At 61.6% G+C, this 25,299-nt stretch carries 23 protein-coding genes and 1 other RNA gene; 12 read left to right on the top strand and 12 right to left on the bottom strand.

The features are described from left to right. Positions 1–32 precede the first annotated feature (32 nt). Positions 33–1,448 (top strand): DNA recombination protein RmuC, encoded by a 1,416-nt coding sequence (locus DDE77_RS03265; protein ID WP_108396011.1) that lies wholly within the window; start codon positions 33–35, stop codon positions 1,446–1,448. Between the two features lie 3 nt (positions 1,449–1,451). Here DDE77_RS03265 and DDE77_RS03260 read toward each other — a convergent pair whose 3' ends face one another. Continuing rightward, positions 1,452–1,667 carry a hypervirulence associated TUDOR domain-containing protein gene (locus DDE77_RS03260; protein ID WP_108396010.1) on the bottom strand — a complete coding sequence of 72 codons (216 nt, stop codon included), beginning with the start codon at positions 1,665–1,667 and terminating at the stop codon, positions 1,452–1,454. 112 nt (positions 1,668–1,779) lie between these two features. Here DDE77_RS03260 and DDE77_RS03255 point away from each other — a divergent pair, with 112 nt between their 5' ends. Beyond that, positions 1,780–2,298, top strand: coding sequence for a hypothetical protein (locus DDE77_RS03255; RefSeq protein ID WP_108396009.1), 519 nt, complete (start codon positions 1,780–1,782; stop codon positions 2,296–2,298). A gap of 3 nt (positions 2,299–2,301) precedes the next feature. On the opposite strand, the gene recR is transcribed toward DDE77_RS03255, so the two are convergent. From recR to ffs, 4 genes are all read right to left on the bottom strand, one after another. Next, positions 2,302–2,898, bottom strand: a complete 597-nt coding sequence (gene recR / locus DDE77_RS03250; RefSeq protein ID WP_108396008.1) for a recombination mediator RecR — start codon at positions 2,896–2,898, stop codon at positions 2,302–2,304. Between the two features lie 6 nt (positions 2,899–2,904). Beyond that, positions 2,905–3,228 (bottom strand): YbaB/EbfC family nucleoid-associated protein, encoded by a 324-nt coding sequence (locus tag DDE77_RS03245; RefSeq protein ID WP_108396007.1) that lies wholly within the window; start codon positions 3,226–3,228, stop codon positions 2,905–2,907. Then, complete coding sequence (locus tag DDE77_RS03240; RefSeq protein ID WP_108396006.1) at positions 3,225–4,958, bottom strand: DNA polymerase III subunit gamma/tau; 1,734 nt, start codon at positions 4,956–4,958, stop codon at positions 3,225–3,227. The genes DDE77_RS03245 and DDE77_RS03240 overlap by 4 nt, the downstream gene beginning before the upstream one ends. Before the next feature lie 62 nt (positions 4,959–5,020). After that, positions 5,021–5,116, bottom strand: an RNA gene (ffs, locus tag DDE77_RS03235) — signal recognition particle sRNA small type. Between the two features lie 285 nt (positions 5,117–5,401). On the opposite strand from ffs, the gene DDE77_RS03230 reads away from it, so the two are divergent. Both DDE77_RS03230 and sthA read left to right on the top strand, forming a co-directional pair. After that, positions 5,402–6,262, top strand: a complete 861-nt coding sequence (locus tag DDE77_RS03230) for an LOG family protein (protein WP_210204333.1) — start codon at positions 5,402–5,404, stop codon at positions 6,260–6,262. A 101-nt stretch (positions 6,263–6,363) separates the two neighbouring features. Continuing rightward, a complete protein-coding gene (gene sthA / locus DDE77_RS03225; protein ID WP_108396004.1) occupies positions 6,364–7,779 on the top strand; it encodes a Si-specific NAD(P)(+) transhydrogenase in 1,416 nt (471 codons plus the stop codon). Between the two features lie 12 nt (positions 7,780–7,791). Here the strand turns inward: sthA and DDE77_RS03220 are convergent, their stop codons facing one another. The 3 genes from DDE77_RS03220 to DDE77_RS03210 all read right to left on the bottom strand — a co-directional run bounded on the left by DDE77_RS03220 (position 7,792) and on the right by DDE77_RS03210 (position 10,717). Then, positions 7,792–8,616: a sugar phosphate isomerase/epimerase family protein gene (locus DDE77_RS03220; protein ID WP_108396003.1), complete on the bottom strand. Its 825-nt coding sequence runs from the start codon at positions 8,614–8,616 to the stop codon at positions 7,792–7,794. Positions 8,617–8,894: 278 nt separating this feature from the next. Beyond that, a complete protein-coding gene (locus DDE77_RS03215) occupies positions 8,895–9,488 on the bottom strand; it encodes a YdcF family protein (RefSeq protein WP_108396002.1) in 594 nt (197 codons plus the stop codon). Further along, positions 9,479–10,717: an aminopeptidase gene (locus DDE77_RS03210; protein WP_108396001.1), complete on the bottom strand. Its 1,239-nt coding sequence runs from the start codon at positions 10,715–10,717 to the stop codon at positions 9,479–9,481. Before DDE77_RS03210 ends, DDE77_RS03215 begins: the two co-directional genes overlap by 10 nt. A 181-nt stretch (positions 10,718–10,898) precedes the next feature. Between DDE77_RS03210 and DDE77_RS03205 the strand changes: the two genes are divergently transcribed. From DDE77_RS03205 to DDE77_RS03185, 5 genes are all read left to right on the top strand, one after another. Continuing rightward, positions 10,899–11,780: a lipid kinase gene (locus DDE77_RS03205; protein WP_108396000.1), complete on the top strand. Its 882-nt coding sequence runs from the start codon at positions 10,899–10,901 to the stop codon at positions 11,778–11,780. A 658-nt stretch (positions 11,781–12,438) separates the two neighbouring features. Further along, on the top strand, positions 12,439–14,244 hold the full coding sequence (locus DDE77_RS03200) for an ABC transporter ATP-binding protein (RefSeq protein ID WP_108395999.1): 1,806 nt from the start codon (positions 12,439–12,441) through the stop codon (positions 14,242–14,244). A gap of 350 nt (positions 14,245–14,594) precedes the next feature. Continuing rightward, the gene (locus tag DDE77_RS03195) at positions 14,595–15,518 is read left to right on the top strand and encodes a VOC family protein (protein WP_108395998.1); all 924 of its coding nucleotides are present in this window, start codon (positions 14,595–14,597) and stop codon (positions 15,516–15,518) included. Positions 15,519–15,560: 42 nt separating this feature from the next. Then, on the top strand, positions 15,561–16,562 hold the full coding sequence (locus DDE77_RS03190) for a zinc-binding alcohol dehydrogenase family protein (RefSeq protein ID WP_108395997.1): 1,002 nt from the start codon (positions 15,561–15,563) through the stop codon (positions 16,560–16,562). Positions 16,563–16,571: 9 nt separating this feature from the next. Continuing rightward, complete coding sequence (locus tag DDE77_RS03185; RefSeq protein WP_245895065.1) at positions 16,572–17,117, top strand: DUF924 family protein; 546 nt, start codon at positions 16,572–16,574, stop codon at positions 17,115–17,117. 154 nt (positions 17,118–17,271) lie between these two features. On the opposite strand, the gene DDE77_RS03180 is transcribed toward DDE77_RS03185, so the two are convergent. Further along, positions 17,272–18,183 (bottom strand): sugar kinase, encoded by a 912-nt coding sequence (locus DDE77_RS03180; protein WP_245895064.1) that lies wholly within the window; start codon positions 18,181–18,183, stop codon positions 17,272–17,274. Positions 18,184–18,307: 124 nt separating this feature from the next. Here DDE77_RS03180 and DDE77_RS03175 point away from each other — a divergent pair, with 124 nt between their 5' ends. Then, complete coding sequence (locus DDE77_RS03175) at positions 18,308–19,783, top strand: mannitol dehydrogenase family protein (protein WP_108395994.1); 1,476 nt, start codon at positions 18,308–18,310, stop codon at positions 19,781–19,783. A 25-nt stretch (positions 19,784–19,808) separates the two neighbouring features. Here DDE77_RS03175 and DDE77_RS03170 read toward each other — a convergent pair whose 3' ends face one another. Both DDE77_RS03170 and ppk2 read right to left on the bottom strand, forming a co-directional pair. After that, positions 19,809–20,591: an N-formylglutamate amidohydrolase gene (locus DDE77_RS03170; RefSeq protein ID WP_108395993.1), complete on the bottom strand. Its 783-nt coding sequence runs from the start codon at positions 20,589–20,591 to the stop codon at positions 19,809–19,811. 73 nt (positions 20,592–20,664) lie between these two features. Beyond that, complete coding sequence (gene ppk2, locus DDE77_RS03165; RefSeq protein ID WP_245895063.1) at positions 20,665–21,522, bottom strand: polyphosphate kinase 2; 858 nt, start codon at positions 21,520–21,522, stop codon at positions 20,665–20,667. An 87-nt stretch (positions 21,523–21,609) separates the two neighbouring features. Between ppk2 and DDE77_RS03160 the strand changes: the two genes are divergently transcribed. Then, positions 21,610–22,893 (top strand): sensor histidine kinase, encoded by a 1,284-nt coding sequence (locus DDE77_RS03160; RefSeq protein ID WP_108395992.1) that lies wholly within the window; start codon positions 21,610–21,612, stop codon positions 22,891–22,893. A 215-nt stretch (positions 22,894–23,108) separates the two neighbouring features. Here DDE77_RS03160 and DDE77_RS03155 read toward each other — a convergent pair whose 3' ends face one another. Further along, on the bottom strand, positions 23,109–23,702 hold the full coding sequence (locus tag DDE77_RS03155) for a GcrA family cell cycle regulator (RefSeq protein ID WP_108396265.1): 594 nt from the start codon (positions 23,700–23,702) through the stop codon (positions 23,109–23,111). A gap of 360 nt (positions 23,703–24,062) precedes the next feature. On the opposite strand from DDE77_RS03155, the gene DDE77_RS03150 reads away from it, so the two are divergent. Continuing rightward, on the top strand, positions 24,063–25,262 hold the full coding sequence (locus DDE77_RS03150) for an aspartate aminotransferase family protein (RefSeq protein WP_108396264.1): 1,200 nt from the start codon (positions 24,063–24,065) through the stop codon (positions 25,260–25,262). Positions 25,263–25,299: the final 37 nt, after the last annotated feature.

Genomic DNA, 25,299 nt, shown 5'->3' with positions numbered 1-25,299 from the left:
CGCGAACAGGCGAATCGCGTTAAGCTTGGCGAATGGATATTGTTCTGTTTGCCCTGGGGGATTTCCCCGTTACCGTTCCTGTCGCCGCTTCTGCTTGTGTCCTCGCGGGCCTGGCGATCGTTCTATTTGTTCTGGTAGGCGCCATGCGCGCCAGCACGGAACGGGTTGAAACCCTTGCACAGCAGGCGGCCGAACAGCTCAAGGCGAGCTTTCTCGCGCAGATTGCAGAACGCGATACGCGTATCCGCGAACTCGATCTGGAGCTTTCCAACGAGCGCGAGCGAAGTGCCGAACTGCTTGAGAGCGAACGTGAACGACGTGGCGAGCTTCTGGCCGAAGTTTCGGCATTGCGCGCCCGCATGAGCGAACAAGCCAAGCAGGCCGAGGCCAATCTGGCTCGCTTCGAGCAGGCACGCCAGCAGATGACGGATGAGTTCAAGGCGATAGCCGGCGATGTCCTCAAGAGTCACAGCGAAACCTTCTCGCGGCAAAATCGCGAGCAGGTCGACACGCTCCTCAAGCCCTTGCAGGAAAAGATCGGTGAGTTTCACACCGGGCTCATCAAGGATCGTGCTGCCATGGGCGAGCAGATTCGGGCCTTGCTCGAAAGCAATGTCCAGATCACCACCGAAGCCAGTAACTTGACGCGCGCTCTTAAGGGATCTTCGCAGACACAGGGCGCCTGGGGTGAAATGATCCTCTCGACCATTCTCGAGCAGTCGGGTCTGCGCGAGGGTGAGCAGTACTTCATTCAGCAGAGCCATACCGGCGAAGACGGGCAGCGCCTGCGCACCGACGTTGAAATCATCATGCCGAACAACGACCGGCTGGTGATCGACTCCAAGGTCTCGCTCACCGCATTTGAAGCCTTCGTCAATGCCGAGGAAATGGAACGCGAACGTCATCTGCGAGCCCACATCACATCGGTGCGTACACACATTACGACCCTTGGTGAAAAGACCTATCATCGGGCCGCCAAGTCTAGCGTCGACTACGTCATGATGTTCGTGCCGATCGAGTCAGCCCTGGCCACTGCCATCCAGAACGACACCAAGCTGGTGGAATTTGGGATGAGCAAAGGCGTGATGCTGACGACGCCAACAACTTTGCTGACTGTGCTGCGCACAGTGCGCAATGTCTGGGACATCGAGAAACGGCACCAGAACGCCGAGGAGATCGCCGCGCGCGCTGGCGCCCTTTACGACAAGGTCGTGGGATTTCTCGCAACCATGGACAAGATGGGTGGCCATATCGACAAGGCGCAGCAAAGCTTCAGCGATGCGCGCAGCCAATTGGCGACGGGCAAAGGCAGCGTCGTGCGGCAAGTGGAAATGCTGCGCGAACTCGGCGCCAAATCAGCCAAGCAATTGCCGTCCGGCTGGGAGAGTGGCAGCGAGGAGCCGCGCATTCTCCGGTTGGTTGGCGAAGAACCGGGCGATCTCGCCTAAGGTCTAGTCCCGCTTAAGTTCGCTCGCGCTCTTGAGCACGCGATCGCCGTCTTCCTGCTCGATCAGGAACGCCGGCTCCTTGGTGGTGGCATCGCGTGTCACCTCGGTTCCCTTGATGGTCCGCGTGACCTTTTTGGTGAACCGTTCCACGATCTTCCCATGAGCGACATTGCCGCCCCAGTTCCAGTTCACCTTCGAACCCTTGCGCAGTCCGGCCATGGCGATCTCCTTTTGCGGGGGAGAACACGCTTGCGATCACGATTGTTCCTGCTTTTCGAACCGCTTTGCCATGCAAGCGTTAGCGCATCAGCAACAAGCATTGGAGACAAGAATGGCTCGGCCTAACAACCAGCACGGCTCTATAGTACCGCAAGACGCCATCTACGACGCCGCCGACCAGCCCGGCATCGCCTTCCCCTACACGCAGGATGAAGTTGACGAGCTGCTTTATGGCGTTGATCGCTCCGCCAGCGAACGCCTGGCAAGGTTGCGTGAAATCCGCGATCAAATGGCCGTCCGCGAAAGTGGCGATTGGGGCGATCAGGATCCCGCCTCCATGATCGACGAACTTGACCGCGCCATCGACGAGCTTAGTGCCGAAATCGCCAATGCCGATGATGAGGACGAGGACGACTACATGCTGCTGGAGCCGGCGCTGGTCACCGACCCGTCAGACAAGCTCGACAGCCTTTCCCCTGATGACGTCGACGCCATCAGCGCCATAGCTGGCGTCGATGTTGATGCTGCCGACGACGAAGATGATGAAGAGGACGAAGACGACCTCGAACCGCTGGATGAAACCGAGTGGGAAGACGGCGATGATTTCGATCCCGCCAAGGGCGTCCACTAGGCCCTAGATCTGGGTACGGGCACGCAAGGCCTGGCTGAGCGTGCCCTCATCCAGATAGTCGAGTTCACCGCCCACCGGCACACCATGGGCGAGGCGGGTCACCTTGGGCGCGGATTCCCCTAGCCGGTCCGTGATGTAGTGTGCTGTCGTCTGCCCCTCGACCGTGGCATTAACGGCCAGCACGATCTCGCTGAACTCATGCGCCCGGCCCAAAAGAGCATCGACCGAGATGTCGTCCGGCCCGATCCCGTCGAGCGGCGACAAAACGCCGCCCAGCACGTGATACTTGACCAGCCCCACCCCTGCACGCTCCAGCGCCCAAAGGTCGGCCACATCCTCTACCACAATCAGCATGCCGCTTTCGCTGCGGCGTGGGTCGGAGCAGATAGAGCACGGGCTCTTCGTATCAATATTGCCGCAGACTTCGCAGGTCCGCACCGTCGCCACCGCCCGGTCCAGCGCTGCGGAGAGCGGAATCATCAGCTGCTCCTTTTTCTTGACGAGCTGCAGCACGGCCCGGCGTGCCGAACGCGGCCCAAGCCCCGGCAGGCGCGCTAGGAGCTGGATCAACTGCTCGATCTCGGGACCACCAGACGCCATGAAATGCTAGAACGGGAACTTCATGCCCGGAGGGATCGGTAGGCCCGCCGTCATTTCGCTCATGCGCCGCTGCATTTCGGCTTCGCTCTTGGCCTTGGCATCGCCATGGGCCGCAACGATCAGATCCTCGAGAACCTCGACATCGTCTTCCTTGAAGAGGCTCGGGTCGATCTTGACGCCCTTGAGGTCGCCCTTGCCCGAGAGCGACACGGTGACCATGCCGCCGCCGGAACGGCCTTCCACCACCAGCTCGGCAAGTTCGGCCTGCATGGCCTCCATCTTGCCTTTCATTTCGCTGGCTGCCTTCATCATGTTCATGATGTCTTTCATTCGTCTTCCTCCTCGATTGGGGGCGGTGGCACTTCACTGGTCGCGGCAGTGGCCTCGTCGCGGACGGTCACATTGACGACCTTGGCACCGGGAAAGGTTTCAAGAATGGCTTTGACCAGCGGATCTTCATGCGCGGCAGCATGGGCCGCTTCCTTGCGCTGCTCCTGCTCCTGGCGCAGGGTCAGCCCTTCGGGTGGCTTGCTCGACACATTGACGAGCCAGCGCTGACCAGTCCAGGTCTGCAGGCGCGCAGATAGCGTAGCAATGATGCCGGGGTCGGTACCTTCTGCTAAAGCAACTTCGATCCGGCCTTGCTCAAAGGATATCGGTCGCATTTGCCCTTCTAGCGCCAGCCGCACGAGAACGTCTCGCTTGGCCCCCGCCAGGGCAATAAGCTCTTTGTAGCTCGACACTGTAGCTAAAGCAGGCGCTACCTGTGTAACTGCCTGCTGCTGGGCGACTGCCTCGGTGGCCACAGGCTGCGGCAATTCCCGGCGCATAGCCGACGAGCCATTGGGCAGGCTACGCGGCGCCGACTCAACTGGCTGAAGGGCAGGGGCGGGAGCCGGCTGGTTCGCCAGCTTGGCGATAAGGTCGTCTGGGCTCGGCAGATCAGCCGCATAGGCGAGCCGGATCAGGACCATCTCCGCAGCTTGGAGCGCATGGTTGGCCCGCGCGATTTCGTCATGGCCCTTGAACAGGATCTGCCAGGCACGCGTCAGGGCGCGCATGGGAAGCTTGCCCGCCAATTCCGCACCGCGCGTTCGCTCGTCAGGGGTCAAGGAGACATCGTCAGCAGCGGCCGGAACGACCTTGATGCGCGTTACGAGGTGAGTGAAATCGGCGAGGTCTGCCACAAGCGTCTGCGGATCGGCACCCATGTCATAGAGGGCGCGCATTGTTTCAAGCGCATCGCCGATGCGTCCGCCCATCAGATCTTCGAACAGGTCTATGATCCGGGCCCGATCGCCAAGACCCAGCATGGCCTTGACTGTCGCGGCCGTCACCGTGCCGTTGCCATGGGCGATAGCCTGATCGAGGAGGCTCAGATTATCACGCGCCGAGCCTTCGCCCGCCCGCACGATCATGGCCAAGGCTTCGGGCTCGAAGCTGATGCCTTCCTGGTTCAGGATGGTTTGGAGATAACCCGACATGATCTCGGGGGTGATGCGGCGCAGGTCGAACCGCATGCAGCGGCTCAGGATCGTCACCGGAACCTTGCGGATTTCGGTTGTCGCGAAGATGAATTTTACGTAGGGCGGTGGCTCTTCCAGGGTCTTGAGCAAGCCGTTGAAGGCGGCCGTCGAGAGCATGTGCACTTCGTCGATCACATAAACCTTGTAGGGCGCTGAAGCCGGCGCATACTTGACCGAGTCAATGATCTCGCGAATGTCGTTGATGCCGGTATTGCTGGCGGCGTCCATCTCGATGACGTCGACATGCCGACCCTCGATGATGGCGCGGCAATGCTCGCCTTCCACGCTCAGATCGAGCGTCGGACGAGGGCCATTGGCATCTTCGTAGTTGAAAGCACGCGCCAGGATGCGGGCGGTCGTGGTCTTGCCCACGCCGCGTACGCCGGTCAGGATGAAGGCATGGTGGATGCGCTTTTGCGCGAACGCGTTGCCCAGCGTCTGCACCATGGCATCCTGGCCAACCAGGGTGGTGAAGTCGCGCGGCCGGTACTTGCGGGCAAGCACAAGATAGGGCGATGTCGCAGCGTCAGCCATCCAGCCCTTCCATATCGTGTACCTTGGGGAGTCTGCCTAGAGCCATAGGCATCATAAGCTGAAGTAGGAGGCTGGCAACGACCCGTGAAGGTCTCGTTGGGGCTGCTTCCTTCCGGACCTGACCCGGTTGGCGAGGAACACGTCCGCGCCAACCTCCCGCGGCCTATATGGAAACAAAATGCGACATTGGCAAGGCCCTCCACGAGCTTGTTTATACGCTTGTGGCAGATGCATGGGCATAAGCAGCAGTAGAGCCCCAAGACTGCCGCCTGAAGGTAGGCTCCGGAACCGCCCGCAGTCCTGAACAGTTCCATCTCCATGCCCGCCCCATGGAAGATCGGCCTCGCTCACCCTTGCCCCCACCTGCTCGGCTGGCTATGCCCTGCCAAGGAATTCAAAACCGAAGCGCCGGACAAGCGGCCCTATATTGGAGAGCTCACATAATGGCCAAGCGCCGCCAGACACCTTTGCGCACGTCCGAACAGGACGTAGCAGCCGCCAAGCGCGCGCCCTCTACGCCCCAAACTGAATCATCTGCTTTCCGCCTGGCTTTCGCCGACGACGAGTTCATGACCGCCGAGGAAACGCGCGGTATACGGTTCCAGCTCGAATACCAAAAGCCCGAAGCGCGGATGCGTGAAGCTGGGATCGCTTCCACCGTGGTGCTGTTTGGTGGCGCGCGCATTCCAGAGCCCGGCAAGCCGGCCTGGGCGGCGATGAACGATACGCAAAAGGCCAATCTGGAAAAAGCGTCACGCTATTATGATGAAGCGCGTCGCTTCGCCCAGCTTGCGTCGGAAACCTCGCGAGCTTTGGATTTCAAGGAGTTCGTGGTGGTAACGGGCGGTGGCCCTGGTGTAATGGAGGCGGGCAATCGCGGTGCCGCCGATGTGGGGGCCCCATCGATCGGGCTCAACATCGTCCTGCCGCATGAGCAGGCGCCCAATGCCTTTGTGACCCCTGAGTTCAGCTTCAACTTCCACTATTTCGCGACCCGCAAGATCCATTTCCTGATGCGGGCCAAGGCTGTTGCGGTGTTTCCCGGCGGGTTCGGTACGCTGGACGAATTCTTTGAAACGCTGACCCTGGTGCAGACCGGCCGCATGGCCAAGGTACCGCTTTTGCTGTTTGGCGCAGAATTTTGGAGCAATGTCATCAATTTCGAGGCGCTCGCCGAAGCTGGCACGATCGCGCCCACTGATCCGCAGCTGTTCCATATCGTTGACAGCGCTGAAGAGGGCTGGGAGATCATCCGTCAATTCTATGACCTGCCGGCCAGCAGCCATGTGGTGGCGCCACAATAGGGCCGCAGGGCAGCGTTGCCCCCCGCGCCATTGCCGGGCGCGCAAGGGTGGTGCCACACTTGTTTGCCAGGCGTTTTGATGCCGAATTGGGAGCTTAGAGCTTGGAACATTTCGATCTTTTGGTGATCGGCAGCGGCCCGGCGGGCCGTCGTGCCGCCGTGCAGGGCGCAAAGCTGGGCAAGTCGGTGATGGTCATCGAGAACCGGCTGCGCCTGGGCGGCGTGTCCGTCCATACTGGAACCATTCCCTCCAAGACCCTGCGCGAAACTGTGCTGAACCTGTCCGGCTGGCGTGAGCGCGGCTTCTATGGGTTGTCCTACCGGGTCAAGAAGGACATCGAGGGCAAGGATCTGGGCGCCCGGCTGCGCATGACGCTGAACCATGAGATCGAGGTGCTGGAGCACCAGTTCGCGCGCAATGGCGTGCGCACCTTTGGTGGCATGGCGCGGTTTCTCGACACCAACCGGGTCTGCGTAACGGCCCATGATGGCGACGAGACCGTTTTCGGGTTCGACCATGCCGTGATTGCAGTGGGCACAACGCCATACCGGCCGCCCCATATTCCGTTCAACGACCATTCGGTGCTCGATAGCGACAGCCTTGTGAGCGAGCCGCGTGTGCCGCGCAGCCTGACTGTGGTGGGTGCTGGGGTGATCGGGATCGAATACGCCACCATCTTTTCGGCGCTGGACGTGCCCGTCACGATCATCGAGCCCAAGGAGACCATCCTGGACTTCATCGATCGCGAGATCGTGGAGGAATTCACCCACGAGCTGCGCCAGCGCGGCATGACCATCCGCTTCGGCGCCAAGGTGGAAAAGGTTGAGGTGGACGAGCAGGGCTGGGCCGTATCGACGCTGGCTGATGGCCGCCGCATCCGCACAGACATGCTGCTTTATGCCGCCGGGCGATCGGGCGCGACCGAAGGGCTGGGCCTGGAAAATTGCGGGATTGTTCCAAGCGATCGCGGCCGGCTCAAGGTCGATCCGGTGACCTTCCAGACCAATGTGCGAAATATCTATGCGGCGGGCGACGTGATCGGCTTTCCATCGCTCGCCTCGACCTCCATGGAACAGGGCCGCATAGCGGCGCTGCATGCCTGTGGCGCACCCATGCCGCCGGCACCTCAGTTCTTTCCCTATGGCATCTATGCCGTCCCCGAGATCTCCACAGTCGGGTTAACCGAGCAGGAGGTTCGCAACCAGGGCATTCCCTATGAAAACGGCATAGCCCGTTTCCGGGAGACCTCGCGCGGTCACATCATGGGCCTTGAGTCCGGCATGATGAAGATGATCTTCTCGCTCGAGACCCGCAAATTGCTGGGCGTCCACATTGTTGGCGAGGGGGCGACCGAGCTGATCCATATCGGGCAGGCCGTGCTCAATCTGGGCGGCACGCTCGACTATTTCGTCGAGAATGCCTTCAACTATCCAACCCTTGCTGAAGCCTACAAGATCGCGGCGCTGGATGCCTGGAACCGCATGCCCCACAATGTGCCGGTGGCCAATATCGAGTAAGCCTGCCCCTCGCTAGTGGGACAGGATGAAATCGCGCTCGGCGGCAAGCCCATGCCATTCGCTGGGCGTGTCATTGTCGAAGATCAGCGTATAGGGACCGGTATAGCCTGCCGACTCGGCCAAACTCACGCATTGGGCGTAATCGGTTGTGTCCAGCTCGCCATCTGTGAAGCTCGCCTTGGCGTGGCAGAGTTCGGCGCGGCCAAAGATCGCCTCGAGATTGCTGTACTTATCGGGTCCGCGCCAATTGCCGAAATCGCCAAGAAGCCCGATGCGGCCCTCAAGGCGATCGAGCACATAATTGACATGCGCGGGTTCGGACAAGAGGTCGAACCAGTTTTCCGTCACCAGACGAACGGACGAGCCGCTATTACCATCCGCCAGCTGCCGCAGGGCCGTGACTGATCGTTCCAGCGCTTCGGGTGTCGGCAACTGCTTGCCGGCAATGATGCGCGCGTTTTCGGCACCCAGCTCATTGGCGGTTTCGATCCAACCAGCAATCCAGCGCTGGTCGCGCGCGCCATGGACAGGATCGGTTATGTCGCCGGCATCGATCAGGAGCGTCTGCAGGCGCACCTTGGCCATGCGCAGCTGGTCGCGCAGTTCGCCAAGATAGATGGGATCCCGGCTGCGCATGTGAAAGGAGACAATCTCGAGCCGATGGTAGCCGTGGTTGGCAAGGACAGATGGGAGGCCAAGGAGGGATTCGCTGCCTTCGCCAAAGGTCTCCTGCATGGGTCCCACTTCGTGAGTGGACAGATCATGCGGATAGGTGGTGCCCAGGAGGCGGTGCAGCGACCAGGTGGAGACGGCGATACGATCGGCTGAGATGCTCATGTTATTCCCGTTTTCCTCGGAGGACAGAAAAACCCTTCCGCTTTTTTGTCCGACTCGAACCTTGCCCAAAGCTTATAGCCTGCCGGGCATCTTGGTGGAGAAGTTTGGCGGGTTTTCGATTTGCCCCCGCTGCCCCAAGGCTTATTTCCGTGCCTTGATGCTAAAAGGAAGCGGCAAACCGGCTTTTGCCAAGGGTTTGGGTCCGCCGCACGGTGTAGCATCACGCTCGAAAAGGTTAGCAGACTGTTCCCCTTGAGTGTGACAGCTGGTGAAAGCGCCTAAAGGCCAAACAGGAGATATTGGCCCATGAACCAGACCTCCCGGGCGAGAAACGGGAGCACCGTATCCCAGGAGCGATAAAGGCTGGTGCGGGTAGGGGAGGTGTCCGCTGTTATGCCGGTGCGGTCAGCGATGAGCTTGGCCCGGCGCATGTGCAGAGGGTCCGAAACGATCAGCACATCTTCAATACCAGCCTGTTCCAGGATCGGCTTGGCGAGCGCAAAATTCTCAAAGGTCGTGCGCGAGCGATCCTCAAGCACGATGTCCGTCTCGGGGATGCCCTCGGCCTGAAGCCAATTGCGGCTGGCTTCGGCTTCGGTGAGGTCATCCTCGGGGCTGAGGCCACCGGTGACGACGATCTTGCCGACATTGCCGGCGCGATAGAGTTGCTCGGCGTGGCGCAACCGCTCGATCAGGACGGGGCTGGGCTCGTCCCCTAGCACCGCCGCACCCAGCACCAATGCTGCGCCCGCAGGGCCTGGCGCGGAATAGCCGGCAAAGCGCCAGATATCCCAGGCCAGGCCTGCGCACAGCAGCACCGCTGCAAGCGTCAGGGCAAGAATGGCGCGGTAGGAGCGGCGCGCTAGGCCCATTCGCCCCCGCGCATCACCGGCTCGGTCGAGCCATCGGCGTGAACGCCGTCAATATCGATCTTGTCCGAGCCGATCATCCAGTCGATGTGGATGTTGGAGCTGTTGCCGCCCTGGGCGTTGATCTGCTCCTGCGTCAAATCCTTACCGCCCACAAAGCAGTCCGAATAGCACTGGCCCTGCGCAATATGGCAGGACGCGTTTTCATCGTAGAGTGTGTTGAAGAACAAGATGCCGGAAGCCGAAATCGGCGAGGAATGGGGCACAAGGGCGACTTCGCCCAGGCGCCGGGCGCCTTCGTCTGTGTCGAGCACCTTGTTGAAGATGTCCTGGCCCTTGGACGCCTTGAGCTCCACAAGGCGACCACCTTCGAAGCGGGCCTGCATGTCCTCGATCAAGGCGCCATTATGCGAGAGGGGCTTGGTGGCGGCGACATAACCATCGACGCGCATGCGATGCGGCGTGGTGAACACTTCTTCCGTCGGAATATTGGGATTGCAGGTGATGCCGTTCTTGGCTTCCGAAGCGCCGCCCTTCCAGCGATGCCCATCGGCAAGGCCGACGGTGAGGTCCGTGCCGGGCCCGGTATAATGGAGCGCCGAGAAAGACTTGCCATTGAGCCAGGTCCAGCGCGCCTTGAGGTTTGCATTGTGCTCCTTCCAGGCCGCGATCGGATCCTCCTGGTCGACGCGCGAGGCCTTGAAGATGGCGTCGGCCAGCTTGCCCACGGCAACGTCCTCGCTGTCATTGGGGAAGACGAGCTTGGCCCAGGCGGGGGTTGGGTAGGACACGATGTTCCAGTTGATGTCGAAACCCGTGATCAGCTGCAGCGCCGGCTTGTAGGCCGCCGAATTGGCGCGCATGGCGCGCGAGGTCTTTTCAGGGTCCTGGCCGGCCAGCATCATGGGATTGTCGCCCGAAATCGCAAGGCGCGCGGCATTGTTGCGGAAGGCTTCGGCCATGCCCGAATAAAGCCAGCCTGCCGCTTTGTCGAAGCTTGCCTCATTGGCGTATTTGTAGCGGGCAAGAGTGGTTTCCTCGTCCGAATAAATCGTGGTGACCAGGCCCGCGCCGGCCTTGTAGGCGTGTTCGGTGATGCGGCGCACCAGGGGCGCTGCCGTCATCGGCGCGGTCATCACCAGATCCTGCCCTTCGGCCAGCTGGAGGCCCACCTTGATCGCCACTTCGGCGAGCTTGTCGAGCTTCACAGGATCGATGAGGGAATTGGTCATGAGATAAACCTTGGGTTTGAATCGCTTCGGCGGAACCTAAACTTGCTTTGCGACTATTGTCAGCCGTCCCACAAAAAATATGCGGCGGGCACCAGGCTACCAAATGGTAATGTTGGTCCGTCTTGCCGCCATGCCCAGCGCGATCCATCTACAGCGCCTGGAGCGGAGTTGAAGCAATTCCATGAGCATGCCGAGCAAGCGACGTGGCCTGATGCTGGTCAACCCCAATGCGCGCCGGGGCACCGAAGCGCTAGAGCCAGTGATCAAGCGGCTGGAGGCGGGCGGGATCCATGTGGTGGTGGAGCGTTTTCACACGCCCGATGAGGTTTCCGCTGATATCGCGCGACGGCGCCACGAGGCGGATCTGGTGATCGTTTGCGGCGGCGATGGCACCATCAATTCCGCGGCCAGGGGTGTTCTGGAAACGGGACTGCCCATGGGGGTTATCCCCCTGGGCACGGCCAACGATCTGGCGCGCACGCTCGGCATTCCCGATGATCTGCTTGGGGCAGCCGATATTATTCTAGCCGGCAAGCAGCGGCGGATCGATCTGGGGGAGGTGAATGGCCATCCCTTTTTCAATGTGGCGAGCCTTGGACTGAGCGCCGATCTGGCGCGCGGGCTGACGCGGGAAGCCAAGCGACGTTGGGGCAAGCTCGGCTATGCCCTCGCCGCTATGCGCGTCGTTGCGGCCGCGAGGCCGTTTCGCGCCGAGATCGTCAGCGATGCGGGGACGGTGACGGTGCGGACATTGCAGATCGCGGTGGGCAATGGCGTTCATTATGGTGGGGGAACGGTGATCCATGAGAACGCCAGCATCGATGATGCCCATCTCGATCTTTATAGCCTGGAACTCAAAAACGTCTGGAAGTTTGGCTTGATGCTTGGTGCGTTTCGGCGCGGGCAGCATGGGGCCTGGGACGAAGTGCGCACGGCCAAGAGCACGGAGTTCGATATCCGGACGCGAGAGCCCAAGGCGATCAATACGGACGGGGATATTGTAACCCAGACGCCGGCGCATTTTCGGATAATGCCGGGCGCGGTGAGGGTATTTGCGCCGTGAGGGTGATCTGCAATCAATCACACACACCAGACGTCACCCTCGGGCTTGACCCGAGGGCTCTGTACTTGCGGGTGGTTCGTTAAGTGAAGTGCCCTTGGGTCGAGCCCAAGGGTGACGATCGGGGAGGGTGGGGCAACATTGCGAGACTAAACTCGGTGTCACCCCGGCCTTGAGCCGGGGTCCAGCCTGAGGTGTTGGGGTTGGCCCACGCGGACGACACACCTTGCGGCTGGGGAGAAATCTCAGGATGGATCCCGGGTCGAGCCCGGGATGACATCGAGGGTGGGAGAAATTTGTGTCCAGCCACAATCGCCTCCCTCGGACTTGATCCGAGCGGGGTGGCGCCATGAATAAACGCACGAGGGCGTCCAACAGCGGGCTTGGCAAGTGCAAACGGTTTGGCTACAAACCGTCTACCGCCTGAGATGACCAGCAAGGGAGGCGTTGTATGGCAGCATTCGTCGAGCTTCCCAACATGGGTAAAAACCGAGCTTAGGTTTTCGCCCCTCGCGGCCCGCCTTCGGGGCGCCGCAGCGGTTTTCCACCACAGCCCACCAGATCCGACGGAACAGCTTTTTCGCCGATTCCGTTGCGGCTGTGCCTCCATTTCCCCTCACGCGAGGACCGATCGCCGGAAAACGGGATCGGGCTAGGCTACATGAGTCGCTTCAAGACACTGTTTCGTGCCGACGCCTTTGCCAAGGTGCTCGGCTTCACCTTTCGCCACTGGGCCAGGCAACCCTGGCGCGCCACGCTGATCGGCCTGCTTGTGCTGGCGGCAACGCTGGCCGATGCACTCAGCCCGATCTTTGCCGGACGGCTGGTGGATGCTGTGGCATCCGGCAGCGGCTCGGACGACGCGTTCTGGGCGCCGGCAATTACCGCCTTCCTGACCATGGTCGCGCTTTATGTAAGCGCCGTCGTGCTGCGTCAGTTCGTGTTCTTTAATCTGATCACCTTCACGCTCCAGATCATGAACGACGTGATCAGCACCGCTTTCCAGCGCGTGCAGCGCTTTTCAACCGATTGGCACGCCAATAGCTTTGCTGGATCCACCGTGCGCAAGATCACGCGCGGCTCGAGCGCGCTCGACCTGCTCAACGACACGCTGCTGATCGCGCTTTTGCCCTCGCTCGTCATGCTGGTGGGCGCAACGGTGATCCTGGGCCTGGCCTGGCCGGTCATGGGCCTCGTGGTTGGGTTGGGATCGCTGATCTATGTGGGTGTGACGGCCTGGCTCTCCATGGCCTTTGTCGCGCCTGCCGGCGCACTAGCCAATACATGGGACACCAAAATGGGCGGGGCGCTGGCCGATGCGGTGAGCTGCAATGCCGTGGTCAAGGCCTTTGGCGCTGAAACGCGCGAGGAGTCCATCCTCGAGCACGTCGTGGGCAAGTGGCGCAAGCGGACGCGGCGGGTCTGGCAGCGCGGCACGCTTAATGGCGGTGCGCAGGGCCTGATGATGGCCCTGATGCAGGCGGCGATCCTTGGGACGGCGCTGCTGCTGTGGCGTGCGGGTGCCGCGACGCCGGGCGACATCACCTTCGTGCTCACCATGTTCTTTGTGTTGCAGGGCCATCTGCGCGATGTGGGCCAGCACATCCGCAATCTGCAGCGCTCGGTCAACGACATGGAAGAGCTGGTGGAGCTCGACCGGCAGCCCTATGGCATTCAGGACAAGCCGGGTGCCAAGCCGATCCGCATCAAGGAGGGCGCCATCGCGTTCGACCACGTGACCTTCCAGTATGGTTCGCATGAAAGCCCGCTCTACCGGGACTTTTCGGTCCGGATCGCGCCAGGCGAGCGCGTGGGGCTGGTGGGGCATTCGGGTTCGGGCAAGACGACCTTCGTCAAGCTGATCCAGCGGCTCTACGACATCAACGATGGTGCGATTATCATCGATGGTCAGAACATTGCCGATGTGCAGCAATCGAGCCTGCGTGCGCAGATCGCCATTGTGCAGCAGGAGCCGATCCTGTTTCACCGGACGCTTGCCGAAAACATCGCCTATGCCCGCCCCGGCGCATCACGCGCCGAGATCGAGGAGGCGGCACGGCAGGCCAATGCGCATGATTTTATCGCTGGTTTGCCCAAGGGCTATGAAACCATGGTGGGCGAGCGCGGCGTCAAGCTTTCGGGCGGCGAGCGGCAGCGCGTGGCCATTGCCCGGGCGTTTTTGGCCGATGCGCGCGTCTTGATCCTGGATGAAGCGACCTCGAGCCTTGATAGCGAAAGCGAAGTGCAGATCCAGCAGGCGATGGAACGGTTGATGGTGGGGCGCACGACGCTGGTGATCGCACACCGGCTGTCGACGGTTGTCGCGCTGGACCGGCTTCTGGTGTTCGACAAGGGCCGGATCGTGGAAGAGGGCGACCACAATGCTCTGATCCGGCTCCAGGGCGGGATCTACCGGCGACTGTTCGAACGGCAGGCGCTGGAGCTGACCAAGGGGTTGGTGGCTTAGGGCGAGACCCCCACCTTTCCTCCCCCTCACGAGGGGGAGGGAGGGACTGCTCGGTGCTACGCCGCCGACTGTGCCGCATTTTCGATGTCACCCCGGGCTCGACCCGGGGCCCATCCTGAGATGACGCCGCATTATTGATTGTGTAGCGAGCTGGCTACCTTGCGGCTGTTCAGTGATCTCGAGATGGATCCCAGGTCGAGCCCGGGATGACATCGGGGGTGTGGAGGGCTCCGGTGCAAACAAACCAAAAGTATTGCCCCGGCTTTAGCGAACGATGCCTTCGCCATTGGCTCGATGGTGTGACCGACGGGTGAGGATTATATCTGGGTCACACACAAAAGGAGGTCATCGTGATTGATGCATCCGTGCAGACCAATGTTCGCTCCGAGCCCATCCTGCCGCTGACCACGACGCTGGGACCGGTGCATCTTGCCGTAACCGACCGCGCCAAGGCGCTTGCCATATGGCAGGACGTCGCGGGGCTCGATATCCTGGCGGAAGCCGGCAATGTGCTGACGCTCGGGGTGGCGGACAAGCCGCTGCTTGTGCTCGAGACCGGCGCCACGCAGCCATCCGTGCCGCGCACGATCGGGCTCTACCATGTGGCGCTCCATGTGCCGACCCGCGCGGCCCTGGCGCAACTGGCCGTTCGGGCTTTGCAGCGCAATGTGCGCATTTCCCCGACCGACCATCTGGTGAGCGAAGCCATTTACCTCTGGGATCTGGATGGCAATGGCATCGAGATCACATTTGAAACGCCCTGGCGCGGCACGCTGGGTGATCCGGACAAGGGCGAAAGCTATGCCGTGACGGCCGATGGACGGCCGCATTCCGGGCGCGATCCGATCGACCTTGATGGCTTGCTGGCAGAACTGGGACCGTCCCCCGTCCTTGAGCCGCGCATGCTCGAGGGCACGCGGATCGGGCACGTGCATGTGCATGTGCGGAAACTCAACGAAGCGATGGATTTCTATCGTGATGTCCTCGGCTTTGCGGGGTTCATGCTGATCCATTCCTTTGGCATGGGCGATGTGGGGCTCGATTACATGCCGCACACGCTGGCGTTCAACATCTGGTCCGGTTCACAAGCAAGCCTGCCCCCCTCAGGTGCCGCAGGGCTGCGCTGGTTCACCATCGTAGTGCCCGATGCGACCGCCCTGGATGGCGTTCGCGAGCGACTGACGAAGGCTCAAGCGCCAATCGAACCGCTCGAGAATGGCTTTGATACGCAGGATCCTTCGGGCAACCGGATCAGGATCATGGTCAAGCCGTAACTGACATGTTAGTCCTCCCGATAACAGATCGGGAGGATTTTCATGCGCGCCATCAGCTGTGCCGCGCCGGGTGAACTGGCGCTGATCGAGATCGAGAAGCCGAAATTGCAAGCGGGCTGGGTGCGCGTCGGCATCCGCCATATCGGCATTTGCGGCACGGACTACCATATCTTCGAAGGCAAGCACCCGTTCCTGCAGTACCCGCGCATCATGGGCCATGAGCTCAGCGGCGTCGTGCTGGACAGCAATGGCGCGGAAGACTTGGCCGATGGTGACCCCGTTGTCATCAACCCTTATCTGCCCTGCTACCAATGCCCCGCCTGCCGCGAGGGCAAGACCAATTGCTGCGAAACGCTGACCGTTCTGGGCGTGCATGGCGATGGAGGCATGGCCGAGGAGATCGTCCTTCCGGCGGCCAATCTTTATCGCGCCGAGGGGCTGAGCCTGCGCGATGCGGCCATGGTGGAATTCCTCGCTATTGGCGCCCATGCGGTGCGCCGCACGGAGATCAAGCCGGGCTGGCGCGTGCTGGTGGTCGGCGGCGGGCCGATCGGGCTAGGCACGGCGTTCTTTGCCCGGATTGCCGGGGCGGATGTCACAATCATGGATGCAGCACCCGACAAGCTCGAGGCGGCGCGCGGCTTTGGCTTTGGTGCAGTGGGGCTCGATGAGCGCGAGGGCGAGGCGTTCAGGGGGAAGATGGGTTCGGGCTTTGATGCTGTGCTTGATGCCACGGGGGCGATTCCTGCCATGAACCAGGCGGTGGGCTATTGCCGCAATGGCGGTGCGCTGACGCTGGTGGGCGTGGTCAAGGGAACGCTCAGCTGGGAAGATCCGGAAATCCACCGGCGCGAGCTGACCATCCGGGCTTCGCGCAATGCCACGCGGGAGGATTTCGACCATGTGATGGACTCCATTCGCAATGGCGATGTGCCGACTGATCGGCTGGCAACGCACGCAACGAGCCTTGATGATGTGCCCGCCAATCTGCCGCGCTGGGCGCATGAGCGGAGCGGGCTGATCAAGGCGATCATCACGGTTTAGGGGGAGATGATGCGCACGAGCGAAGATGTGATCCGGTTCTGGTTCGTGGAGCACGGAAAAGAGGATTGGTTCGGCGGCAAGCCGGAGTTCGATGCCGAACTGGCGGCAGCCTTTGGCGACACCCATCCCCCTGTTGCCCGGGGCGAGGCGTGGAGCTGGCGGACGACGGCCGAGGGGCGGCTCGCCGAGATCATCGTGCTCGACCAGTTTTCCCGCCAGCTGCATCGCGGCGCGCCCGAGGCCTTCGCACAGGACAAGATGGCGCTGGTTCTGGCGCAGGAGGCGATCAGCGCGGGCGTTGACCAGGCAGTGGACCCGGTGCGGCGGCCGTTTTTCTACCTGCCCTTCATGCATGCGGAATCACTGGCGATGCAAGATGAGGGCGTGCGGCTCTACCGCGAGTTGGGAGATGCGGAACAGCTCGATTATATGGAAAAGCACCGCGAGGCCATTGCGCGGTTTGGACGCTTCCCATTCCGCAACAAGGCCCTGGGGCGCCAGAGTACGGCGGAGGAGTTGGCGTATATGGCGGAGGCGGGGGATCGAGGGTTTTGACCTCCGTTGCTTCCCCAAACGCGGTTTCACCTCGGGCGTGACCCGAAGCCCATCCTGAGGCGATCAGGACGATCCACCTCGCGGCTGCGGCGCGATCTCGAGATGGATCCCGGCTCAAGGCCGGGATGACATCGAGGGTGGGAGAGGGGAGTGCCTAGGCCAAGAGCTTTGGGTCCACCAATGCGCCTTTTTGGCCAATGACGATGCCGGCGATGCGGTGGGCGGCTTGGGCGGCCTCTTGATAAGATTTGCCGGCGAGGCGAGCCGAGAGGTAGGCGCCGTTGAAGCTGTCGCCGGCGCCGGTAGCGTCAACCACATTGGCAGCGGGTGGAGGGGCGATGCGGAAGCGTTCGGTTGATGTAGCGACCAGGGCCTCGTTAGCGCCGTCCTTGACTACGACTTCCTCGACACCGAGTTCCAGATATCGATCGGCCGTGTCCTCAATGGATCTATCGCCAAACAGCGGTGCCTCGTCGCTGTGGGTGGGCAGGACCACATCGCAGAGGGTGGCGGCGGCGGTAAGCACCGACATCATCACGCGCGGGCTGGTCCAGAGGGCGGGGCGGATATTGGTGTCGAAGACGATACGCGCGCCGGAATCGCGGGCCCGCACGATGGCGCCAAGGAGCCGGCCACGGGCGCGCGGCGCGAGGATGGCAAGGGTGATGCCCGAGAAGTAAACGACCTTGGCGTCGCGCACGGCATCGGCAAGATCGTCCTTGCTGTCGGCCAGGAGCTTTGCGGCCGAAGTGTCGCGCCAATAGGTGAAATGACGATCGCCCGCTTCCTGGTGGATCATGTAAAGGCCGGGGCGGCGATTGGGGATGGTACGGATGTGGCTCGTGCCGATATTGTGAGCTTGAAGAAACGCCTTGATATCGGTGGAATAGCGGTCTTCGCCCAGGCCGGTGAAATAATCTACCGACCAGTCGTCACCCAAAAGCGCGCGCATGTACCAGGCGGTGTTGAGCGTGTCGCCGGCATAGCCCAGCCGATATTGCCGGTCCTCGCCGCCGCTCATCTCGATCATGCATTCCCCGATGCTGACGAAGCGCTGCTGTGCCAATTGATGCCCCTCCCTTGCGTTGGCGAAGCTTATGCCGGTAAAGCCTTCGCACCCGCAAGTCACCTTCTTCCATACAAGATCGGAAGCGACTATGGTGACGCACGATTTGATCTCGGAGACTGCCATGACGCGCCTGAGCGCCCAAACCCTGAGCTCTGTTCCCTCGGGGGTCCGCGTGCCTGATTATGACCGGACCCAGATCACGCCGGGCATCGTCCATTTAGGTATCGGGGCGTTTCACCGGGCGCATATGGCGGTTTATGTGGATGACCTGCTCAAGGATCATCCTGACTGGGCGATTGTGGGCGCGAGCTTGCGCCGGCCGGACACCAAGGAGGCGCTGGAGCCACAGGACGGCCTGTTCACCGTAGCGGTCAGGGATGCTGAGGGCACCCATCCGCGTGTGATCGGCTCCATTCTCAAGGTTCTCGATGCCAATGCCGAGCGCGAGGATCTGCTAGCTTTGATGGCGAGCCCACAAATCCGCATTGTCTCAATAACGGTGACGGAAAAGGGCTATTGCCATGACCCGGCCACGGGCGAGCTGGATCAGCGGCACCCCGATATCGTGCATGACTTAAGCAATCCAACGGCGCCCAAATCGGCGCCCGGCATATTGGTGGAGGCCCTGGCGCGACGGAAGGCGGCCGGGATCGCGCCTTTTGCGGTGATGAGCTGCGATAATCTGCCCAGCAATGGCGAAACGGTGAAGCGCATCGTAAGCAAGTTTGCCCAGCTGCGTGACCCCGCTTTGGGCGAGTGGGTTGGCCAGGTGGCTTTCCCCGGCACCATGGTGGATCGCATCGTGCCGTCCACCACCGATGCCGACCGCGCCATGATTGGAGAACTGATCGGGGCAGAAGACGCCTGGCCGATCATGACCGAGCCGTTCACCCAATGGGTGATCGAGGACCATTTCCCCGATGGGCGACCGCCCTTTGAGCGTGCCGGTGCGCAGATGGTTGGGGATGTGGAGCCGTTCGAGCGCATGAAGCTGCGCATGCTGAATGGCAGCCACTCGACAATGGCCTATCTCGGTTACCTTGCAGGGTATGAATATATTTCGGACGTGATGGGCGACGAGGATTTCGTCCGGCTCATCCATGGCCTTATGACGGAAGAAGTCATGCCCACGCTCGACATGCCAGGCGTCGACCTTGGCGCCTATCGCGACCAGCTGCTGGAGCGCTTCCGCAATCCGGCGCTCAAGCACCGCACCTGGCAGATTGCCATGGATGGCTCGCAAAAATTGCCGCAGCGCCTCCTAGGCACCATCCGGGACCGGATCGCCGCCGGGGAGCCGTTTGAGCGGCTGGGGCTCGGTGTCGCGGCCTGGATGCGCTATGTGGTGGGGATCGACGAGAAGGGCGAGAATATCGACGTGCGCGATCCCCTAGCCATGCGCATGATGGCGATTGCGGCCGATGCTGGGGACGATGCCGAGACGCTCTATGAAGGGCTGGTGGGGCTGGCTGAGGTGTTTGGGTCCGATGTGGCGGGGAACCAGGTGTTCGGCGAGACTGTCGCCACGCATCTCGATAGCTTGTTCGATATCGGCGTGAAGGAAACGGTCAGGGATGTCGTGGAAGGGGAGCCCTGATAGCTCCCCCAAGAGCTTGGCGCCGCTAAACCGCCATCGCTTCTCGCCTCGCCAGCCGTGCCGTGTGCAGGCTCTGGGCGAGGCGATCGGACCATTGGGCGACGCCGGTGGGCTCAAGAATTTCGTCGTGGCGGATCTCGATCATCACGGCTTCAAGCCCGCGGGCGTCGCCATGCTTTTCCAGGGTCAGCGTGACGCCCTTGAGCGCGGCATATGGTTCGTTCCAGCCGACATTGAGCGCGGGATCATCAGCCTTGAGCGCGTCATAGACGGCGCGGGTGAAGCGCTGGTCGCGGCCGTGAATGAGCCCGATGGGCCAGGGACGGGGCACGCCATGAAAGACCGGCGTAAAGGAGTGCATGCAGACCAGGATCGTTTCCTGCCCTGCATGGCGCCGCGCCTCAAGAAGCGTTCCAATGGAAGCATGGTAGGGGCGATGATAGTGGTCGATCCGGAAGGCACGCTCGCCAGGATGCAAATTCTCGTTGGCGGCGATCCGGGTTTTTTCCGACAGGGTCCAGATCAGGTCTGGTGCATCGAGGTCCCGATTGCAATCAATGATGAGGCGCGACACGGTGGACTGCACCAAGGGCGCATCGAGCTTGTCCGCAAGGAGCCGGCTAACCGATAGGGCGCCCGGGTCCCACGCTATGTGGCTGACGCGCTCGACCGGGGTAAGGCCCAGGTCCCCATATTGATCGGGAATGCGGTTGGAGGCGTGATCGCAGACCAGCACGAAGGGCGAGCTTCCGCGCGCATTGGACACCACAACCGATTTCGCCCTGCTTGCGACCAAAGTCTTGCTCACATGTCGTTTGGAATGGGGGCAGTAGGGAGGGGAAATAGCGTGGTGTCAATGGGATGTGCGGGCGGCAGCTCGATCAGTCGGCTTTATGCAATGCCAGAAAGTCCTTCGCCTTCATCGTGATCTTGGGGTCGATTTCGCCGATGGCTTTCTTGTCTCGCCCCGCAAAAGGCAGGTGGTGGAGCACATGCTGGATGACGTTGATGCGGCCGCGGCGCTTGTCGTTGGCGCGGATCACGGTCCAGGGGGCGTGGGGGCTGTCGGTGCGCTTGAGCATTTCGTCGCGGGCTGCAGAATAAGCGTCCCATTGGCCCAGGGCCTCGAGGTCGATGGGTGAGAGTTTCCAGACCTTGAGCGGATCGTGGCGGCGATCGTGGAAGCGCTTGAGCTGCATCTCGCGGCCAATGGAAAGCCAGAATTTAAAGAAGTGGATGCCATCGCGCGTGATGCGCTTTTCAACTTCGGGGACTTCTTCAAGGAAATTCTCGGTTTGCTCGGGCGTGGCAAAGCCCATGACGCGCTCGACGCCGGCGCGATTATACCAGGATCGGTCAAACAGAACGGTTTCGCCAGCCGCCGGGAACCAGTCGATATAGCGCTGGAAATACCATTGCGAAGCTTCCCGGCTGTTCGGCTTGGGCAGGGCGGCGATGATGTTGTAGCGGGGATTGAGGTTCTCGAGATAGGTCTTGATCGTGCCCCCCTTGCCGGCAGCGTCGCGGCCCTCGAAAATGATCATCACCCGCTCGCCACTGGCCGCCAGATGGGCCTGCAAGAGGACCAGCTGCTTTTGCAGCTCATACATCTGCGCTTGGTATAGCGCGCCATCGAGCTTATCGTCATAGGGGTAGCCGCCCGAGCGCATGGCGTGTTTCTTGATGGATTTGGGAAGCTCGGGATTCTCGATGTGGAACTGCTCGAAAGGGTCGCTCACAGGTGTCGCTCCATTGTCATCAGCATCGTGCTATAGGCTCGCCCTTTGGCACAAGAGGGGCCAGGACCTCCTGATCGGCAAAAGAGCATGGACCAGCCAAACACCGAACTTTCTCCATCGCATCTGCAATCGGCCAGGGCGCGGCTGGTTGCGCAAGGCAGCCTCCTTGCCGCAGTTTTGGGCGTGTTCGGGGCACTGGTGCTGTTTGGGCATCTGAGCCTTATCGGCGGTCTGATTGGCTTTGTGGCCGTTGCTGCGGCCGTAGCCATGCTGCCGGCACGTGTCGTGACGGTGACGCAGGCTGTCGAGGCAGCCCAGCCGGTGCCGGCAGCGGCGCCGCCGTCAGTCAATATCTTTGCCGATGCGCTGGTTGATCCCTGTCTTGTGCTGGACCGGCGCGGGGTTGTCGTGCATGCCAATGGGGCAGCGCAACGGCAGTTTCCGGCGCTCGGCAATGGCAATCCGCTGACCTTGTCCATGCGCAATCCCGAACTGGTCCAGGCGATCGACAACGCCAATCGCACCGGCACCAGCCGGAGCGTTGAACTGCATGAAACAATTCCCTCCGAAACCTGGGAGAAAGTGGTTGTTTCGCCTCTCTTGCGACCCGGTGTGGACTGGTTCGAGGATGATCAGCGCCAACTCATCATCACCTTCCAGAGCCTGACCGAACTCAAGCGCGTTGATGCCCTGCGGTCGGATTTCATCGCCAATGCCAGCCATGAACTGCGCACGCCCCTGGCTTCGCTCTTGGGCTTTATCGATACGCTGCTGGGCCCGGCCGCCAAGGACGCGGTGGCACGCGAGAAATTCCTGGGCATCATGCGCGGGCAGGCCGAGCGCATGAGCAAGCTGATCGACGATATGCTGAGCCTGTCGCGCATCGAAATGCACCAGCATGTGCGCCCATCCGGCACGATCGAGCTGAGAGGGTTGCTGCGTGAAGTGCGCGAGGGCTTGATGATGCAGGCCAAGGCGGCGGATCTTGAAATCCGGCTGTCCTTGTTTGAAGGGCCAAGCACCACGATTGGCGACCGCGGGCAGCTTTATGAGGTGTTCGAGAACCTGCTGGAGAACGCGGTCAAGTACGGGGCCGAAGGCAAGTTCGTCGAGATGAGCCTGGCGCCATCGAGCCGGCCGGGCTTTGCCCATCAGGTGACGGTGATCGACCATGGCCCGGGCGTGGAGGCCGAGCATGTGCCGCGGCTGACGGAGCGCTTTTACCGCATCGATGCCGATGTGAGCCGCAAGAAAAAGGGGACGGGGCTGGGCTTGGCGATCGTCAAGCACATCGTGCACCGGCACCGGGGGCAGTTGAGCATCAAGAGCAAGCCGGGCGAGGGCATGCGGGTGGATGTGTTTTTGCCGTGAGGGAATGGCTTCAGTAGACCTCATCCTGAGCCTGTCGAAGGATGAGGTCGTGGCACTCGAGGCCTCCACTCGCTCGCCCTCGTGTTTCGACAAGCTCACCATGAGGGCTTTGGGGGCACCAAAGGCGAGGGGCTTGGTGCAGGGCGGGGGCGGGGAGTGGCCGGCAAAAACAAAAAAGGCGCCGGTGGCGCCTTCTTTTATTTCAGTCGATTCGCCTAACGGCGCTTTTTGTCGACCTGGTGGTAAGCGCGGCGGGAGTGGAAGTCGCAATAGGGGCCGGTTTCCAGGCTGTGTTGGCCGCAGAAATAAAAATCTTTCGAGAGCGGGTCCCCGATCGGCCATTTGCAGGTGCTTTCGCTCAGCTGCAGCAGGCTCAGGCGCTTGTCTTCGGGGATAAAGATCTCGGCCGCCATGGGGGCAACATAGAGTTCGGTTTCCATTTCCGGATTATGCGCCAGTGCCGTGGCGCCGACCGATTGTGGACGCGCCATCGCAGGCCGCATCTTGGCGGCGCTTGCCGCAGCAGCCGCACTGCCACCACCCATATTGGGTGCCATGCCGGCCGAAGGCCCGGTTGGACGGCGTGGCGCGGGGCGTGGCGCCGCTGGACGGGCGCGCGGTGCGGTATTGGTTGGCTTGGCGCGCGCCGAAAGCTTGAGCCGGTGCACCTTGCCAATCACCGCGTTGCGCGTGACGCCCTGACCCAGTTCGCCCGCGATCTGGCTGGCGCTCAGGCCCTCCATCCAAAGCTTTTTCAAGGTCTCGACGCGCTCGTCAGTCCAGCCCGCCGATTGTGCTCCCGAATCCATCGTCAAAACAGAATCCTTCATTGTGCCGCCAAATGGCCATGGCAGCCATAAACGCTAGGCGTCGTATGCTAGGTGGGTCCGCCACACGAGATATCGTGTTCCCAATGACAGGCAGTTTACGACAGCCAAGGAATCGGGATCAAGAGTCGCCCAAGACTTTCCCCGCATATTAACTGGTTAAAACTTCGCTAACGATCTTTGAGTCATTTCAGGCACTTGGCGGCTGATCATTGACTTATCTAGCGAAATTGGGCCTTATTTCCGCGCTGGAACGCGTTGCGCAAGAAGCGCGTTTCTCCCGATTGTGGCCGGATTGCCACGCTGTCCCACCTGTTCTCGCACACCCTAAAAGGAACTGCCATGTCTGCGCTCTACGGCACATATGCCCGGTCTGAACTCGCTTTCGAGCGGGGGCAGGGTATGCGCCTTTATGATCAGCATGGCCGAGAATATCTCGATTTTCATTCCGGCATCGCCGTGAACGCCCTGGGCCATGGCGACGAGCATATAATCAGCGCGCTCAAGTCTGCGGCTGAAAAGGTCTGGCATACATCCAACGTCTTCACCATTCCCGAGCAGGAACGGCTGGGGCAGCGCTTGGTGGATGCGACCTTCGCGGATTCGGTGTTCTTCACCAATTCGGGCGCGGAGGCGCTGGAATGTGCCATCAAGACGGCCCGGCACTATTTCTGGGCCAAGGGCGACACCGAGCGCTACGAGATCATTGCCTTTACCGGCTCCTTCCATGGGCGCACCATGGGCACGATCGCCGCGGGCGGTAACCCGTCCTACCTTGAAGGTTTCGGGCCGCCACTGCCGGGCTTCAAGCATACCGCGCCCGGCGATCTCGAGGCCGTACGCGCGCTGATCGGGCCGCAGACCTGCGCCATCCTGATCGAAACGGTGCAGGGCGAGGGTGGCGTAACCGCCATGACGCCCGAATTCTTACAGGGGCTGCGTGCGCTTTGCCACGAGCATGGCATGCTGCTGATCCTGGATGAAGTGCAGTGCGGCTATGGCCGGACCGGCCGGTTCTTTGCGTTCGAATGGGCCGGGATCACGCCCGACATCGTTGCGGTGGCAAAGGCCATCGGCGGCGGCTTCCCGTTGGGCGCCTGCCTTGCCAAGGGTGAGGTGGCCGCGTCCATGGTGCCCGGCACGCACGGCTCGACCTATGGCGGCAATCCGCTGGCAACAGCGGTGGGCAATGCCGTGCTGGACCGGATCCTGGCGCCGGGTTTCATGGACCATGTCAACCAGATGGGGCAAAAGCTGAGCTGGCATCTGCAGCAATTGGCGCAGAAATATCCCGACTATGTGCTCGAGCTGCGCGGCAAGGGATTGCTGGCGGGCATCAAGATCACCCCGCCCGTACGCGACTTCGTGGCAAGGCTCCGGGACGACCACCAGTTCCTCGCGATCGGGGCAGGGGACAATGTCCTGCGCCTGATCCCGCCCTTGATCGTCACCGAAGCGGACATCGAGGAAGCCATGAGCAAGATTGGCGCCGCGTTCGACGCGATCGAGGCTGAAACCGCTTCTGTTGCGGTAGCAAGCTGATGGCTTTGACCTTTTACCATTTTGGACGCCGGCGACG

Source organism: Devosia submarina, from assembly GCF_003056345.1.
GTDB lineage: Bacteria > Pseudomonadota > Alphaproteobacteria > Rhizobiales > Devosiaceae > Devosia > Devosia submarina.
The sequence above is the reverse complement of the archived record's forward strand: the minus strand, read 5'-3'. Positions and strand labels throughout refer to the sequence as shown.

What these genes read in the sequence shown, in the direction of transcription:
- DDE77_RS03265 (WP_108396011.1), top strand. Translation starts at nt 33, where the DNA reads ATGGATATTGTTCTGTTTGCCCTGGGGGATTTCCCCGTTACCGTTCCT.
- DDE77_RS03260 (WP_108396010.1), bottom strand. Translation starts at nt 1,667, where the DNA reads ATGGCCGGACTGCGCAAGGGTTCGAAGGTGAACTGGAACTGGGGCGGC.
- DDE77_RS03255 (WP_108396009.1), top strand. Translation starts at nt 1,780, where the DNA reads ATGGCTCGGCCTAACAACCAGCACGGCTCTATAGTACCGCAAGACGCC.
- recR (WP_108396008.1), bottom strand. Translation starts at nt 2,898, where the DNA reads ATGGCGTCTGGTGGTCCCGAGATCGAGCAGTTGATCCAGCTCCTAGCG.
- DDE77_RS03245 (WP_108396007.1), bottom strand. Translation starts at nt 3,228, where the DNA reads ATGAAAGACATCATGAACATGATGAAGGCAGCCAGCGAAATGAAAGGC.
- DDE77_RS03240 (WP_108396006.1), bottom strand. Translation starts at nt 4,958, where the DNA reads ATGGCTGACGCTGCGACATCGCCCTATCTTGTGCTTGCCCGCAAGTAC.
- DDE77_RS03230 (WP_210204333.1), top strand. Translation starts at nt 5,402, where the DNA reads ATGGCCAAGCGCCGCCAGACACCTTTGCGCACGTCCGAACAGGACGTA.
- DDE77_RS03220 (WP_108396003.1), bottom strand. Translation starts at nt 8,616, where the DNA reads ATGAGCATCTCAGCCGATCGTATCGCCGTCTCCACCTGGTCGCTGCAC.
- DDE77_RS03215 (WP_108396002.1), bottom strand. Translation starts at nt 9,488, where the DNA reads ATGGGCCTAGCGCGCCGCTCCTACCGCGCCATTCTTGCCCTGACGCTT.
- DDE77_RS03210 (WP_108396001.1), bottom strand. Translation starts at nt 10,717, where the DNA reads ATGACCAATTCCCTCATCGATCCTGTGAAGCTCGACAAGCTCGCCGAA.
- DDE77_RS03205 (WP_108396000.1), top strand. Translation starts at nt 10,899, where the DNA reads ATGAGCATGCCGAGCAAGCGACGTGGCCTGATGCTGGTCAACCCCAAT.
- DDE77_RS03200 (WP_108395999.1), top strand. Translation starts at nt 12,439, where the DNA reads ATGAGTCGCTTCAAGACACTGTTTCGTGCCGACGCCTTTGCCAAGGTG.
- DDE77_RS03190 (WP_108395997.1), top strand. Translation starts at nt 15,561, where the DNA reads ATGCGCGCCATCAGCTGTGCCGCGCCGGGTGAACTGGCGCTGATCGAG.
- DDE77_RS03185 (WP_245895065.1), top strand. Translation starts at nt 16,572, where the DNA reads ATGCGCACGAGCGAAGATGTGATCCGGTTCTGGTTCGTGGAGCACGGA.
- DDE77_RS03175 (WP_108395994.1), top strand. Translation starts at nt 18,308, where the DNA reads ATGACGCGCCTGAGCGCCCAAACCCTGAGCTCTGTTCCCTCGGGGGTC.
- DDE77_RS03160 (WP_108395992.1), top strand. Translation starts at nt 21,610, where the DNA reads ATGGACCAGCCAAACACCGAACTTTCTCCATCGCATCTGCAATCGGCC.
- DDE77_RS03155 (WP_108396265.1), bottom strand. Translation starts at nt 23,702, where the DNA reads ATGGATTCGGGAGCACAATCGGCGGGCTGGACTGACGAGCGCGTCGAG.
- DDE77_RS03150 (WP_108396264.1), top strand. Translation starts at nt 24,063, where the DNA reads ATGTCTGCGCTCTACGGCACATATGCCCGGTCTGAACTCGCTTTCGAG.